At 67.2% G+C, this 15816-nt stretch carries 7 protein-coding genes; 6 read left to right on the top strand and 1 reads right to left on the bottom strand.

Features of this window, described 5'->3' with window-relative positions:
- Window positions 1–7 precede the first annotated feature (7 nt).
- From ACT535_RS00445 to ACT535_RS00420, 6 genes are all read left to right on the top strand, one after another.
- On the top strand, window positions 8–3310 hold the full coding sequence (locus tag ACT535_RS00445; RefSeq protein ID WP_476362972.1) for an Rne/Rng family ribonuclease: 3303 nt from the start codon (window positions 8–10) through the stop codon (window positions 3308–3310).
- Between the two features lie 503 nt (window positions 3311–3813).
- Window positions 3814–6237 carry a penicillin-binding protein 1A gene (locus tag ACT535_RS00440; RefSeq protein WP_168456668.1) on the top strand — a complete coding sequence of 808 codons (2424 nt, stop codon included), beginning with the start codon at window positions 3814–3816 and terminating at the stop codon, window positions 6235–6237.
- A 384-nt stretch (window positions 6238–6621) separates the two neighbouring features.
- Window positions 6622–9141: an EAL domain-containing protein gene (locus ACT535_RS00435; RefSeq protein WP_476362971.1), complete on the top strand. Its 2520-nt coding sequence runs from the start codon at window positions 6622–6624 to the stop codon at window positions 9139–9141.
- 99 nt (window positions 9142–9240) lie between these two features.
- On the top strand, window positions 9241–10371 hold the full coding sequence (gene prfB, locus ACT535_RS00430) for a peptide chain release factor 2 (protein ID WP_476327016.1): 1131 nt from the start codon (window positions 9241–9243) through the stop codon (window positions 10369–10371).
- A 125-nt stretch (window positions 10372–10496) separates the two neighbouring features.
- Window positions 10497–10925 carry a Rieske 2Fe-2S domain-containing protein gene (locus ACT535_RS00425; RefSeq protein ID WP_168456665.1) on the top strand — a complete coding sequence of 143 codons (429 nt, stop codon included), beginning with the start codon at window positions 10497–10499 and terminating at the stop codon, window positions 10923–10925.
- 156 nt (window positions 10926–11081) lie between these two features.
- A complete protein-coding gene (locus ACT535_RS00420) occupies window positions 11082–11621 on the top strand; it encodes a hypothetical protein (RefSeq protein WP_476362970.1) in 540 nt (179 codons plus the stop codon).
- A 320-nt stretch (window positions 11622–11941) separates the two neighbouring features.
- On the opposite strand, the gene ACT535_RS00415 is transcribed toward ACT535_RS00420, so the two are convergent.
- Window positions 11942–15670: a vitamin B12-dependent ribonucleotide reductase gene (locus ACT535_RS00415; protein ID WP_476362969.1), complete on the bottom strand. Its 3729-nt coding sequence runs from the start codon at window positions 15668–15670 to the stop codon at window positions 11942–11944.
- Window positions 15671–15816: the final 146 nt, after the last annotated feature.

Below are 15816 nucleotides of genomic sequence, written 5' to 3'. Positions count from 1 at the left end.
GATTTCCATGGCCAACAAGATGCTCATCGATGCGACCCACCCGGAGGAGACCCGGGTCGTGGTCGTGCGCGGGAACCGGGTCGAAGAATTCGACTATGAGTCCGCATCCCGCAAACAGTTGCGGGGCAACATCTATCTCGCCAAGGTGACGCGCGTTGAGCCGTCGCTGCAGGCGGCCTTCATCGAGTACGGCGGTAACCGCCACGGCTTCCTCGCCTTCAGCGAGATCCACCCCGATTATTACCAGATCCCGGTCGCCGACCGTCTGGCCCTGATCGAGGAAGAGGAGCGCGCCGCGCGCCTCGCCGAGGATGAGGCCGACCTCAAGGAGCGCCGCCGCGAGCGCAGCCGCGCCAAGCGGTCCCAGCCGGACCAGAGCATCAGCGCCGCCGCCGAGCCGGTGGAAGCCGTTTCGCCCGACTTCGGCGATGCGGGCTTGGGCGATGCGGAACTGAGCAATGCGGACTCGGGCAATGCGCCCGCCGCCGATGACGTCGAGGCCACTGCTGGCTCCGCGCCGGAATTCGTCGCCGAAGCCTCCTCCGAAGGTTCGCACACCCCGGCCGACCATCACGCCGAGCCCATGAGCGCGCTGGTCGCGCCGGCAGAGGCGGCGGAAGCGGCTGCCGCCGTGGTCGAGGCCGCCATCGATGCGCCCCTCGGCACTCCCCTGCCCGCCCCCCAGGAGCAGGCAGCGGACGACGAGGACGCCCTGCGCCGCCGCGAGGCGGCCGAGGGCGAGAACGATCCTGCGCCGATCCTCGAAGGTGGCGCCGTCGTGCGCGACGACGAGCACGCGCAGGCTGCCGGCGATGACGAGGCGGACGAAGAGGACGACGCCGAAGAGCACGGCGAGGACGAGCACGACGAGGAAGAGAGCGACGAGGACTCCGAGGAGACCTCTGAGGAAACCTCCGAGGACAAGGCTCCGGAGGAAGAGTCTGCGCGCGAGACGCGCTACGAGGACGGGCACCGCTCCCGCCGTCATCGCGGGCGCCGGAACGACCGCAAGCGCGACAAGGACGAGGACGACGACGAGGACGACAGCGATGTCGACCAGATCGACGAGGAAGAGGAAATCGAGCACCTCGGCGCCGATGACGACGCCCTCGAGGAGGTTCCGGAGCGCGCCCCGCAGCGCCGCGCCCGCAGCTACAAGATCCAGGAAGTCATCCGCCGCCGTCAGGTGATGCTGGTGCAGGTGGTCAAGGAAGAGCGCGGCAACAAGGGCGCCGCCCTCACCACCTACCTCTCCCTCGCCGGCCGCTATTCCGTTCTGATGCCGAACACCGCCCGTGGCGGCGGCATCTCCCGCAAGATCACCAACGCGGTCGACCGCAAGCGTCTCAAGGAAGTGGTGCAGGATCTGGAGGTGCCGGAAGGGATGGGCATCATCCTGCGCACGGCCGGCGCCAACCGCACCAAGACCGAGATCAAGCGCGACTTCGAATATCTCCTGCGGCTGTGGGAGACCGTGCGGGAGATGACGCTGTCGTCCACCGCGCCGAGCCTCGTCTACGAGGAAGGCTCGCTTATCAAGCGCGCCATCCGCGACCTCTACAACAAGGACATCGACGACATCCACGTCGCCGGCGAGGAGGGTTTCCGCGAGGCCCGCGACTTCATGCGGATGCTCATGCCGAGCCACGCGAAGTCGGTCCTGCCCTATCGCGAGCCGCAACCCATCTTCGCCCGCTACGGCGTGGAGCAGCAGCTCGATGCCATGTTCTCCCCCGTGGTGCAGCTCAAGAGCGGCGGCTACGTGGTCATCAACCCCACCGAGGCGCTCGTCTCCATCGACGTGAACTCCGGCCGGGCGACCCGCGAGCACCATATCGAGGACACCGCCCTCAAGACGAACCTCGAAGCTTCCGAGGAAATCGCCCGCCAGCTGCGCCTGCGCGACCTTGCCGGCCTCATCGTGATCGATTTCATCGACATGGAGGAGAAGCGCAACAACCGGGCGGTGGAGCGCAAGCTCAAGGATTGCCTCAAGAACGACCGCGCCCGCATCCAGATCGGCCGCATCTCGCATTTCGGCCTGCTGGAAATGTCGCGCCAGCGCATCCGCACCGGCGTGCTGGAAAGCTCCATCGAGGTGTGCCCCCACTGCGGCGGCACCGGGCATGTGCGCTCGGCGGCCTCCGTCTCGCTCCAGCTGCTGCGCGCGCTGGAGGAGCAGCTGCTGCGCTCTCAGACGCACAATCTCATCGCCCGCACCCGCACCGAGGTGGCGCTCTATGTTCTGAACCAGAAGCGCGCCCACCTGCGCGAGCTGGAGGAGCGCTTCAGCGTCACCCTCGCCATCGCGGCGGACGAGAGCGTCACCGGCCACCAGCCCTTCATCATCGAGAAGGGCGATATCGCCGCTCCCGCACCGGCCGCGCCGCGGCCGAGCACGGTGGTGCAGCCCGACTCCATCCTGCCCGACGAGGATTTCGTCGAGGAGGATGAAGAGGAAATCGTCGAGGAAGCCGAGACCGAGGCCGACGCAGAGGCTGCCGAGGGCAATGGCGAGCGCTCCGACGACGCCGGCCGCAAGCGCCGTCGCCGCCGCCGCCGGCGGCGGGGTGAGCGCGAGGAGGGTCGCGAGGGCGCTGAGGGCAGCGATGGCGAGGAGGAGGATGACACCTCCGCCGACGCCGCAGAAGCCCAGGAGGGCGCGCGCGACGAAAGCTCCCGCGAGGATGACGACCGCGACGACGAGGAGCGCGGCGAGGACGAGCGCGCCGATGGCGAGCGGTCCGACGACGAGAACGGCGATCGCCGCCGTCGCCGCCGCGGCCGCCGCGGTGGCCGTCGCAACCGCCGCGAGCGTGACGACGAGGCCCCGCTGAGCGCCGATGGCGAGAGCGATGGCAACGAGGAAGCCGACGAGGAACAGCCCTCGGCCGCGGAATCGGACGAGACCGCCGCCCCCGTCGCAGGGTCGTTCGTTGTGGAAGAGCCGGCCGAGACCAAAGCCGAGCCTGCAGCAGCCCCCGCCCCGGTGCCGGCTCCCGAACCCGTCGCCGAAGCGGAGACCCCGGAGGCTGCGCGCCGCCGGCGCCGCTCGACCGTTCGCGAAAAGGCACCGGTCATCCTGTCGGATGGCGGCACAATTCCTCCGGCAGCCCCCGCGGCCGCGGAAGCGCCGGCCGAACCGGTGGCCGAGCCCGCGCCGGCTGCTGCGGCGCCCGAAGCCGCTGCGCCGGAAGCACCCGCGCAGCTTGCACCCGCGCCCGAGGTCCCGGCCGCCCCGGTCGAGCCGAGTGCGCCTCCCGCCAAGCCCCGCTCGGGCTGGTGGCAGCGCAAGCTGTTCGGCGAATGAGGCCATCCGGCACTCCACTGTCCTGAATCCGAAAGGGCCTCCCCCCGGGGAGGCCCTTTTCATGTCCGGGTCCCGGCTCAGGTCAGGCGCTGCGGACGAAACCCTCCCGTTCGTCGCGAAGAGGCCACGTTTCGCCCCCATAGCGATGCCCGTGCGAGTCCCTGACGGTGCGCATGGGGAGGCCTTCTCCGGGTCCTTCACCTTGGCGCGGCGTCAAGGCAGGCGCAGGACAGCGGGCACGGGAAGGCTGTGGCGGTTGCCTTGGGGCGTCGGTTTGCCCAATGTAGCCGCTTCGCATTGGCGCCAAGTCGGGTTATGGCGGGTCGCACGCCGCAAGGTCGCGCTCCGGCAGGTTTCGTCCGGGCAGGCTTGCGCAGGTGGGCCCTGAAACGGTGCGGTCCGGCGAAGGCCGCGACGATCGAGGGCAGCCGTGGCCTGGGCTGAGGCAGTCGAGCGCCTGGCTTTGGGCGTTCCCTCGGGTTGCGGCGGGAGGAAGCTGCGAGATGCGGGTGATTTTGAGGTTCCTGGGTTTCCTGTTCGCGCTCGCGACGCTGGTGCTGCTGGCGGGTGCGGCCGGCGCGACCTATCTGGTCTGGAAATATTCCCAGGACCTGCCTGACTACTCCCAGTTGCAGAACTACGAGCCGCCGGTGATGACCCGCGTCCATGCGGCGGACGGCGCGCTGGTGGCCGAGTATGCCAAACAGCGGCGCCTCTACATCCCCATCCAGTCCGTGCCGCGCCTCGTCATCGAGGCGTTCCTCTCGGCCGAGGACAAGAATTTCTACGAGCACGGCGGCATCGATCCCACAGGCATCTTCCGTGCCGCGCTCAACCTCGCGCAGAACTACGGCAAGAACGTTCGCGCCCAGGGCGCCTCGACCATCACCCAGCAGGTGGCGAAGAACTTCCTGCTCACCAACGAGCGCAGCCTTGACCGCAAGATCAAGGAAGCCCTGCTCGCCCTGCGCATCGAGCGCGCCTATTCCAAGGACCGCATCCTCGAGCTGTATCTCAACGAGATCTATCTCGGCATGGGCGCCTACGGCATTGCCGCGGCGGCGCTCGTCTATTTCGACAAGTCGGTGGACGAGCTGAACGTGCAGGAGGTGGCCTATCTCGCCGCCCTGCCCAAGGCGCCGTCCAACTACAACCCCTTCCGCGAGCGCAACCGCGCCACCGACCGCCGCAACTGGGTCATCGACCGCATGGTGGAGAACGGCTTCGTCTCCCCGCAGGAGGGCGAGGCGGCCAAGAAGGCGCCGTTGGAGGTGACACCCCGTGCCACGGGCGCGCAGATCTTTGCCGCCGAATATTACGCGGAAGAGGTCCGCCGGCAGATCTACGAGCGCTACGGCGAGCGCAAGCTCTACGAAGGCGGCCTCTCGGTGCGCACGCCGCTCGATCCCAAGCTCCAGGTGCTGGCCAAGAAGACCCTCACCGATGGCCTCGTGCGCTACGACGAGGAGCGCGGCTGGCGCAAGCCCGTCACCCATATCGATCTCCTGCCCGGCGACGACTGGGGCGTGAAGGTGGGCGAGGTGAAGGAATGGACCGACATTCCCTGGCGCCTCGCCATCGTGCTCGACGTCAGCAAGGACAACGCGCGCATCGGCCTGCAGCCGCCGCGCACCAAGTCCGGCCAGCGCTCCATCGAGCGCGAGGTGGGTCTCATTCCGGCCGAGGGTGCCAAGTGGACGCGCAAGGCCATCAACCAGGTGCTGAAGCCCGGTGACGTGATCTACGTGGAGCCGCTCGGCGGCGCCGGTGGCCAGTGGCGCCTGCGCCAGCCGCCCGGCGTCGAGGGCGCCATGGTGGTGATGGAGCCCACCACCGGCCGCGTGCTCGCGCTCTCCGGCGGGTTCTCCTACGACGAGAGCCAGTTCAACCGCGCCACCCAGGCCATGCGGCAGCCGGGCTCCTCGTTCAAGCCCATCGTCTATTCATCCGCCCTGGACAATGGCTATACGCCGTCGACCATCGTCATCGACGCGCCGTTCGAGCTTGAGCAGCAGGGCCAGGACACCTGGCGGCCGGAGAACTATTCCAAGAAGTATTACGGCCCGCAGACGCTGCGCTTCGGCCTGGAGCAGTCGCGCAACGTGATGACCGTGCGCCTCGCGAACGACGTGGGCATGCCCATCATCGCGGAATACGCCAAGCGTTTCGGCATCTATGACGACATGCCGCCCTACCTCGCCATGGCGCTGGGCTCCGGCGAAACCACGCTGATGCGCATGACCGGCGCCTACGCCATGATTGCCAACGGCGGCCGCAAGGTGACGCCCTCACTGATCGACCGCATTCAGGACCGCTACGGCCACACGATCTATCGCCACGACGAGCGCGAGTGCCGCGGCTGCGAAGCGACCAAGTGGGAGAACCAGCCCGAGCCGTCGCTGATCGACCGGCGGCCGGTGGTGCTCGATCCCATGACCGCATACCAGATCACCTCCATGATGGAGGGCGTCGTGCAGCGCGGCACGGGTACCGCTCTCAAGGAGCTGGGCAAGCCCATCGCCGGCAAGACGGGAACGACCAACGACGAGAAGGATGCCTGGTTCATCGGCTTCACGCCGGAAATCGTCGTCGGCATCTATCTTGGCTACGACAAGCCCAAGCCCATGGGCAAGGGCTCCACCGGCGGCCTCCTCTCCGCGCCCATCGCGCGCGACTTCATGAAGGTGGCCATCGCCGACCGACCCGCCATTCCGTTCCGCGTTCCCGCCGGCATCAAGCTGGTGCGCATCGACCGCAAGAGCGGCCAGCGCACCAGCGCAGGCGACAGCAACGCCATCCTGGAAGCCTTCAAGCCGGGCACCGCCCCGCCGGATGGCTATTCGGTGGCAGGCTATGCCGGCACGGACGGGTCCAATCCCGAGCCCGTCACCCCAGTGGCCCGGAGCGGGACCGGCGGCCTCTACTGACGGTTTCCTCACCGTGTTTCCCACCGGCTGCGCGCTCTCCCGCGCAGCCGGTGCACCCTTCCCACGCCGTCCTGATGCTTGAGCTTTGCCGTGCGTCAGTATGCGGCAGCGGACGGGATCAGCCCGCTACCCATCTCTGCAACGCAGCAATCGCAGCACATTCCAGTCGGGACCATGCAGCGACGATGCGTGACCGGACAGCACCGCCAGCCCGGAATTTGACGCAGATTAACCTCATTCTCGTACCGTTCCTGTACAAGCGGGCAGAGATAGGTAAGCTAGTCACGTATGCCGGTAAGCTGAAGATATTGCGGGCGGACGGCTTTGTGGCGTCCTCTTGACGCTGAGGGCCGATAGTCGGGAGCTTCAGCCATGGACTGGAAAATGGCAGATCGCCTAGCTGCTGCCCGCGCCCATGGCCGCGAGGCCGTTGTCTTCTTCGACCAGAATAATCTCGTCACCTTCATCAACACGGCCGCTGAACGCCTGTGGGGATTGAGCCAGGCCGACGCCATCGGGCGCGATGTGGGCGAACTCATTCCCGGAGCCGAGTTTCCGGCCGGCGGCGCAGGCCGAGCCGGACCAGGGGATGCCGGACGGGCCAGCGAGCTCCCCCTATCGATCATGCGTGGCGACGGCTCGCGGGTGGAAGGAGTCGTCTCTGTCACCCAGGCCCAGCACAAGCGGGAGACCTGCTATATCGCCTTCGTGCGCCCCACCGTGAGCACCGCCACCGAGCACAAGGGCCTCGGAATCCTCGCCGCCGTCGCCGAAAAGACCGACCGTGGCGTGCTCGTGGCCGATGCGCACGGCAAGGTGATCTACGCCAACCCGGCATTCCGTGACATGGTGGACCCTGGCGCGGAAGACGCCGCCAGCCTCACGCTGGCCGAGCTTTTCGCCGGGCGGTTCGGCAACGCCGGTTTCGCGGAGCGGATCACGGACGCCATGGAACGGCGCATCGCCCTCGCAGAGGACGTTCCGCTCAAGCGCGCATCGGGAATGGAGGTCTGGGTGTCGGCCAACGTCACGCCGGTCGTGGACCGCCATACCGGCGAGCTGGAGCAGGTCGTCGTCGTCGTCGCCGACATCACCCACACCCGGCTGGTCGAAGACCTCCAGCGCCAGGTTCTCGGCGCGCTGGCCGCCGACGCGCCCATGGCCGACATCATGGACATCCTGTGCCGCAAGGTGCAGGGCCTCGCCCCGGATGCGCTGTGCTCGATCCTGGGCGTCACGGCGGACGATCGCCTCACTGTCCTCGCCGCGCCGAGCCTGCCGGAGGCGTTCACCGCGGCGGTCGAGGGGCTGCCCATCGGCCCGAAGTGCGGAAGTTGCGGCACGGCTGCCTTCCGCGGCACCCCCGTGCTGGTGGATGACATCGCCACTAGCCCCCTCTGGGAGGATTTCCGGGACCTGCCCATTCCGCCCGACATCACCGGCTGCTGGTCGATCCCGGTGAAGCTGCGCGGCGGCAAGGTGGCGGCCACCTTCGCCTTCTATTTCCAGACCGCACGCGGCCCGACACCGTGGCTGGAGAATGTCGTCGCGGCCTGCTCCGATCTCTGCGCGCTGGCGCTGGAGCGCTTCGAGGCCAAGAAGCGCATCGAGATGCTGGCCAATGTGGACACGCTGACCGGCCTCGCCAACCGCCGCCAGCTCCACGCCGTTCTCGAGGAAATGCTGGTGGAGGCCCGCACGCTGGAGCAGCCGCTCGCCGTGCTCTTCCTCGACATCGACCATTTCAAGGACGTGAACGAGACCCTCGGCCACTCCACGGGCGACCAGCTCCTGGTGGAAGTCGCACGACGCCTCAAGGCGCAGCTGCGCACCGGCGACGTGGTGGGCCGCACCGGCGGCGACGAATTCCTCATTCTGGTGCATGACTGCACGGCGGAAGAGGCGGCCCGCATCGCCCGGCGGCTGCTGGAATATGTGGCGGCGCCCATCACCGCCCAGGCCCTTCACCTCACCATGTCCGCCTCGGTGGGCATCGTGCTCTATCCCGAACATGGGGCGGACGCGGAAACGCTGCTGAAGCACGCCGACGCCGCTGTGCACGAGGCGAAGCGGAAGGGCCGCGGCAAGTTCCATTTCTTCACCGAGGAGCTGAACCGGCGGGTGCTCGACCGGCTGGTGTTGTCGGTGGCGCTCCGCGAAGCGATCCAGAACCGGGCGTTGCGCCTGGTGTACCAGCCGCAGGTGCTGCTCGCCTCCGGCGCGCTCCACGGCGTGGAGGCGCTCGCCCGCTGGACGGACCCGATCCACGGCGACGTCCCCGCCACCCGATTCATCCCGCTCGCCGAGGAATACGGCCTCATCGAGAGCATCGACGAATGGGCGGTCGAAGCGTCCTGCCAGCGCATCGCCGCCTGGCGCCAGGAAGGCGTGGAGGTGCCGCACGTCTCGGTGAACCTCTCGCCGCTCAGCTTCCGCAGCGGTGATATCGTCGGCTTCATCTCAGGCGCGCTGCGCGAGTACGGCCTCAAGCCGTCGGACCTCCGGGTCGAGATCACCGAGCGGGTGATGATGGACCAGCACCCGAACTCTTTCGCCACAGCGCGGGCCATCGAGGCCCTCGGCGTGCGCATCGCCATGGACGATTTCGGCACCGGCTATTCCAGCCTCAGCGCCCTCTCCCGCCTGCCCATAGCCGAACTGAAGATCGATCGCTCCTTCATGCTCTCCATCGAGCAGGACCAGAACGCCCAGGCCCTGGCCACGGCGGTGATCCGCATCGGCCACAGCCTCGGCATGACGGTGGTCGCGGAGGGCGTGGAGACGCAGGCCCAGGCCGATCTCCTGCGATTCCTCGGCTGCCATGCCGCGCAGGGCTTCCTGTTCGCCCGCCCCATCGAAGCTGCGGACGTCGGCACCTGGCTCGCGGCGCAACGCGCCAAATGAGCCATTTCCCCATCTGATCGCCCTCCCCGCCGGCCCGGCGTTTACACCCGCGCCCCTCGCCGCTATTTTCCGCGGCCCTCAGCCGGAGAAAGATGAGCCATGCGCGCGGAACTCGCCGCAAAAGTCGACGAGATCAAAGCCTCCCTCGACCTGTTGCGGTCCCACCTCGACGTGGAGCGCTCGCGCCGTCGTCTCGCGGAGCTGAATGCCATCGTGGAAGACCCCAAGCTGTGGGACGATCCCGAGCGGGCGCAGAAGCTGATGCAGGAACGCACCAGCCTGGAGGATGGCCTCGGCGCCATCGACCGGGTGGAGCGCGACCTTGCCGACAACATCGAGCTGATCGATCTCGGCGAGTCTGAAGGCGACGAGGGCGTGATCTCCGAGGCCGCAGCATCCCTCGACGGGCTGAAGGCGGAACTGGCCCGGCGCGAGCTGGAGGCTTTGCTTTCGGGCGAGGCCGATTCCAACGACACCTATCTCGAAGTCCACGCCGGCGCGGGCGGCACCGACAGCCAGGATTGGGCGGAGATGCTGCTGCGCATGTACCGCCGCTGGTGTGAGCGCCACGGCTTCAAGGTGGAGCTGATGGACGAGAGCCAGGGCGAGCAGGCCGGCCTGAAGTCCGCCACCATCCAGGTGAAGGGGCACAATGCCTACGGCTGGCTGAAGACCGAAGCAGGCGTGCACCGCCTCGTGCGCATTTCCCCGTTCGATTCCAACGCGCGGCGGCAGACGTCGTTCGCGTCGGTGGATGTATATCCCGTGGTGGACGACCGCATCGTGGTGGACATCAAGGAAGCCGACGTGCGCGTGGACACCATGCGCTCCGGCGGCGCCGGCGGCCAGCACGTGAACAAGACGGAATCGGCGGTGCGCCTCACCCACATCCCCACCGGCATCGCCGTGGTGAGCGAGGGCGACCGCTCCCAGCATAAGAACCGCGCCACCGCCTGGAACATGCTGCGCGCCAAGCTCTACGACCTCGAGCTGAAGAAGCGCGAGGCGGAGGCCATGGCCGAGCAGGCGGCCAAGACCGACATCGGCTGGGGACACCAGATCCGCTCCTACGTGCTCCAGCCCTACCAGCTGGTGAAGGACCTGCGCACCGGCGTCACCTCTGGTACGCCGCAGGAGGTGCTGGACGGCGATCTCGACCCCTTCATGCAGGCGGCCCTCGCCCAGCGCGCCTATGGCGGCGGACCGGAGAGCGTCGACGACGTGGACTGATGTCCTGAGGCCATCCGTCCGGCACCGGGCCGGCTGTGTCGGAGACGCGACATTCGGGGCGCTGCAGCGGCGGCCCGCTTCTTGCTTGAGGCTTCTTGGTCCCTCCGGACCTGGAAGCCTATTTCATGACCGAACTTTTCGCCGTCTGCGCCACCTACGAGATTCAGGATGGCGACGCCCGCGGCTTCGTGCTCGCGCGGCTCGACGAGGACGGCAACAAGAAGGCGTGGCCGATCTTCATCGCCCGCCGTGGGAACAGTTTCCACGCTTATGAGAACGCCTGCCCCCATGAGGGCAAGCGGCTCGACGCCTATCCGGGCGAGTTCCTGGACCGCGAGGCCAATTTCCTCGCCTGCGGGCGACATCAGGCGAAGTTCGATCCCGACACCGGCGTCTGCTTCATCGGCCCCTGCAAGGGCAAGTCCCTCACCCCCATCGAGATCGTCATTGATGATGGCGACGTCTGCCTCGTCAACGTTCCCCTCGCCGAGGAGGATGGTCTGGACGTGGAGGACCCCAACGAGATGCCCGAGGTGTTGATTACCGGCGATTGAGGCGCACCGCCTCCGCTGGACCAGAGGTCTTGTCCGAAAGGGCACGGCAGACCGGGGCCCCGTGCCCGGTCCGGCTTCCATCGCCGGCACACACGGGGTTCTCGGGGCACGCCCATAGGGGCACGCCCGTCACGACCTCACCCCAAGGATCATTTCATGACCGCTGTTGTTGACACGCCCTTTGCCAAGCTGAGCACCGAGGGCCGGCTCCTGAAGCCGACGCTGAATGCCGACACCCACGTGGCCGGCCGTTTCGGCTTCCGCGGCGAGATTTCCTATGACGGCCCGGAAACGGTGCTGAAGGAGGTGTTCTCGGTCAGCGAAGACGGCAAGCCCGCCATCGGCTTCCTCGCCGGCTCCATCACCAGCTACGAGGACCTTCCCAAGCTGGTGGAAAGCCTCGGCGCCGCCCTCGACGGCGACGGCAAGTATTTCGTCTATATCGCCGACCTGCCGCAGGGCAATCGCCTGCTGATCCGTTTCGGCGACGTGAAGATCTTCGCCATCTTCATCGACGACACGTCGGTCTACAACGAGCTGATCGACACCTTCTACGTGGACAAGGTGAAGCTCAAGAAGTTCGACACCGCCGCCAAGCTCGACGCCCTCGCAGACGTGGGGCTGAAGTACGACGAGGTCTCTAACTACAAGGAAGTGTCCTACGCGGACGGCCTCGCCATCAAGAACGCCGCCTGACCGGGTGATTTTCGGCGACGGAGGGCTGCCCCGCCTCCGTCTGCCGGGTTATTCCCAAGCGGCTCGCTCCGCCCACTTTGCAGCCACTTGCCTGATCCAGGCTTGGCGCACCCCGATAGCGTGAGAGCGAAGAAGGCGAGAGCGCTCGCCAGACCAGACGCCCACATTGTTGAGTGCTGCGTTTATCTTTCTTTCTAACGCCACAGCCTGCCTATGTCTGGCACTCGCCGAGCGGCTCCTAGCAGTAGACATAATACTAATCTCATCGTTTCCGTTTTGTTCTTAACAAGACAACCCATCAAAGATGGGTTGTCAATACTTCAGCTGCAGCCGGTGGTCCCGCCGCAGGTGTCGCACTTCAGGCAGGTGCCGTTGCGCACCATGGTGAAGTTCATGCACTCGGGGCAGGCCTCGCCCTCATAGCCCTTGGCTTTCGCCTCGGCGCGGGCCTCGGCCTTGCGGGCGGAGGCGGACCAGGGGAGCGACTTCTCCATCAGGCTCTCTACCGCCGCTTCTAGATGCTCCACCTCGGGCGTGGCCTCGGCGAGTTCGGAAGTATCGGTCTTCAGCGCTGTCGCGCCGACGGTGGATGCCCGCAGCATCGTCACGTTGTCGGTCCCGGAGCGCGGCTCGCTGACGACCGGCTGGGGCACCAGCAGGTTCACCGTCTTGCCGCGCACCAGACCCTTGGAAACGATGCGGGCCGACGGATTGGTCGGCGCCTTGCCCTCGTCCACGCCCTTGCCGAGCGCGTCGAAGCCGGTCTCGGAGAGGTCCACGTGGCCGAGATCGTTGCGGCCGAGATAGCTCACCGCCAGTTCGCGGAACACGTAGTCCAGCATGGAGGTGGCGTACTTGATGGTGTCGTTGCCCTGCACCGGGCCGGCGGGCTCGAAGCGGGTGAAGGTAAACGCGTCCACATATTCCTCGAGCGGCACGCCGTACTGAAGGCCGAGCGAGATGGCGATGGCGAAGTTGTTGAGGAGCGAGCGGAGCGCCGCGCCCTCCTTGTGCATGTCGATGAAGATCTCGCCGAGGCGGCCGTCATCATATTCGCCGGTACGCAGATAGACCTTGTGGCCGCCCACCACCGCCTTCTGGGTGTAACCCTTGCGGCGGTCGGGCATCTTCTCCCGCTCGCGCACGCGGTGCTCGACGATGCGCTCCACCACCCGCTCGACGATCTTCTCGGTAACCGATGCGGTGCGGGCCGCGTTGGGCTGGGCGAGCACCGCCTCCAGCGCGTCGTCCTCGTCCTCCTCGTCCGCCACCAGCTGGGCGTTGAGGGGCTGGGAGAGCTTGGAGCCGTCGCGATAGAGCGCGTTGGCCTTCAGCGCGAGGCGCCAGGACAGCAGGTAAGCCGCCTTGCAATCCTCGACGCTGGCGTCGTTGGGCATGTTGATGGTCTTGGAGATGGCGCCCGTGATGAAGGGCTGCGCCGCCGCCATCATGCGGATGTGGCTCTCCACCGAGAGGTAGCGCTTGCCGATGCGGCCGCACGGCGAGGCGCAGTCGAACACCGGCAGGTGCTGAGCCTTCAGGAAGGGCGCGCCCTCCAGCGTCATCGCTCCGCAGACGTGGACATTCGCGGCATCGATGTCGGCCTTGGAGAAGCCGAGGAAGGCGAGCAGGTCGAACTTCGGGTCGGCGAGCTGGGCCGCCGGCACCTTCAGGGCGCTGGCGAGGAATTCCTCGCCGAAGGTCCAGCGATTGAAGGCGAACTTGATGTCGAACGCGGTCTTCACCGCCGCCTCGGCCTTCTCGATGGCCGCATCGTCGAAGCCCTTGGCACGCAACGAGCCATGGTTGATGGCCGGCGCGTTGGCGAGCGAGCCGTGGCCCACCGCATAGGCCTCGATCTCGGCGATCTCCGCTTCCTTGTAGCCGAGGGTGCGCAGCGCCTCGGGCACGGCGCGGTTGATGATCTTGAAGTAGCCGCCGCCGGCCAGCTTCTTGAACTTCACCAGCGCGAAGTCGGGCTCGATGCCGGTGGTGTCGCAATCCATCACCAGGCCGATGGTGCCGGTGGGGGCGATCACGGTGACCTGGGCGTTGCGGTAGCCGTGCTTCTCGCCCAGCTCCAGCGCCTTGTCCCAGGCCGCCGTAGCGTGGGCGACGAGGCGGGTGTCCGGGCAGGACAGGTGATCGAGCGGCACCGGGGCGATGGAAAGGCCCTCATAGCCCTCGGCGATGCCGTGGGCGGCGCGGCGGTGGTTGCGGATCACCCGCAGCATGGACTGGGCATTGCCCGAATAGGCCGGGAATGTGCCCAGCTCCTTCGCCATCTCGGCGGAGGTGGCGTAGCAAACGCCGGTCATGATGGCCGAGAGCGCGCCGCAGATGGCGCGGCCCTGGGCCGAGTCATAGGAAATGCCGCTCGACATGAGCAGGCCGCCGATGTTGGCGTAGCCGAGGCCCAGCGTGCGGTATTCGTAGGACAGCTCGGCGATGCGGCGCGAGGGGAACTGCGCCATCAGCACCGAGATTTCGAGCACCACCGTCCACAGCCGTACGGCGTGCTCGTAGCTCTCCACGTCGAAGCGTTTCTCGGCGTCGCGGAACTGCAGCAGGTTCAGCGAGGCGAGGTTGCAGGCCGTGTCGTCGAGGAACATGTATTCCGAGCACGGGTTGGAGGCGCGGATCTCGCCGGCCGCCGGACAGGTGTGCCAGTCGTTCACCGTGGTGTGGAACTGGATGCCGGGATCGGCACAGTGCCAGGCGGCCGAGCCGATCTTCTCCCACAGCTCGCGGGCCTTGACGGTCTTCGCCACCTTGCCGTCGGTGCGGCGGATGAGCTTCCAGTCCTCGTCAGCCTCGACCGCGCGCAGGAAGTCGTCGGTGACGCGCACGGAATTGTTGGAGTTCTGGCCGGCGACGGTGATGTAGGCCTCGCCGTCCCAATCGGTGTCGTAGATGGCGACGTCGATGTCCTTGTAGCCCTGGCGGGCGTACTGGATCACCCGGCGGATGGCGGCATCCGCCACCGAGGCCTTGCGGGCGGCCTTGATCTCGCGCTTCAGCGCCGGGTTCTTCTCCGGGTCGAAGCAGTCGTCGCCATTGCCTTCGCAGTTCACGCAGGCCTTGAGCACGGCCTTGAGATGCTTGGCATTGAGCTTGGAGCCGGTGACGAGGGAAGCGACCTTCTGCTCCTCGATCACCTTCCAGTCCACATAGGCCTCGATGTCCGGATGGTCGGCGTCGACCACCACCATCTTGGCGGCGCGGCGGGTGGTGCCGCCGGACTTGATGGCGCCCGCAGCCCGGTCGCCGATCTTGAGGAAGCTCATGAGGCCGGACGAGCGGCCGCCGCCGGACAGGCGCTCGCCTTCGCCACGCAGCGCGGAGAAGTTGGAGCCGGTGCCGGAGCCATACTTGAACAGGCGCGCCTCGCGCACCCACAGGTCCATGATGCCGCCGTCGCTCACCAGATCGTCGCTGACGGACTGGATGAAGCAGGCGTGCGGCTGGGGATGCTCATAGGCCGAGGTGGAGGCCGTCAGCTCGCCGGTCTGGTAGTCCACATAGAAGTGGCCCTGCCCCGGCCCGTCGATGCCGTAGGCCCAGAACAGGCCGGTGTTGAACCACTGCGGCGAGTTGGGCGCGGCCATCTGCATGGCGAGCATGTAGCAATGCTCGTCAAAGAAGGACTGGGCATCGGCCTCGCTGTCGAAATAGCCGCCCTTCCAGCCCCAATAGGTCCAGGTGCCGGCGAGACGGTCGAACACCTGCTTGGCCGAGGTCTCGCCGATCAGGCGCTCCTTCTCGGGCAGGCCGGCAAGCGCCTCATGGTCAGCCACGGAGCGCCACAGGAAGGAGGGGACGGAATTCTCCTCCACCTTCTTCAGGCGCGCGGGCACACCGGCCTTGCGGAAATATTTCTGGGCGAGGATGTCGGAGGCGACCTGCGAGAACTGCGCAGGCACCTCGATGCCCTCCTGGCGGAAGACCACGGAGCCATCGGGGTTCCGGATCTCGCTCACGGTCTCGCGGAACGGAATGTCCGCGTAAGGGGAACGACCCTCTTGCGTGTAGCGGCGTTCAACGCGCATGACCGGTGCTCCTTCGGCTCGGCCCCGCTCGGGCCGATCAGTCTACAAGACGAATGTGGCGGACGTGACAAACCGACGGGCATGGCGCAGCGCGCCGCGCCAGGCGGGTTGGAAATTCGCGGGTTCCGGGAGGCCCGCCAGCATCC

Source organism: Xanthobacter sp. DMC12, assembly GCF_056314105.1.
The sequence above is the reverse complement of the archived record's forward strand: the minus strand, read 5'-3'. Positions and strand labels throughout refer to the sequence as shown.

Coding starts and splice junctions, on each gene's coding strand:
- prfB (WP_476327016.1), top strand. CDS start 9,241: ATGCGCGCGGAACTCGCCGCAAAAGTCGACGAGATCAAAGCCTCCCTC.
- ACT535_RS00445 (WP_476362972.1), top strand. CDS start 8: ATGGCCAACAAGATGCTCATCGATGCGACCCACCCGGAGGAGACCCGG.
- ACT535_RS00440 (WP_168456668.1), top strand. CDS start 3,814: ATGCGGGTGATTTTGAGGTTCCTGGGTTTCCTGTTCGCGCTCGCGACG.
- ACT535_RS00415 (WP_476362969.1), bottom strand. CDS start 15,670: ATGCGCGTTGAACGCCGCTACACGCAAGAGGGTCGTTCCCCTTACGCG.
- ACT535_RS00420 (WP_476362970.1), top strand. CDS start 11,082: ATGACCGCTGTTGTTGACACGCCCTTTGCCAAGCTGAGCACCGAGGGC.
- ACT535_RS00435 (WP_476362971.1), top strand. CDS start 6,622: ATGGCAGATCGCCTAGCTGCTGCCCGCGCCCATGGCCGCGAGGCCGTT.
- ACT535_RS00425 (WP_168456665.1), top strand. CDS start 10,497: ATGACCGAACTTTTCGCCGTCTGCGCCACCTACGAGATTCAGGATGGC.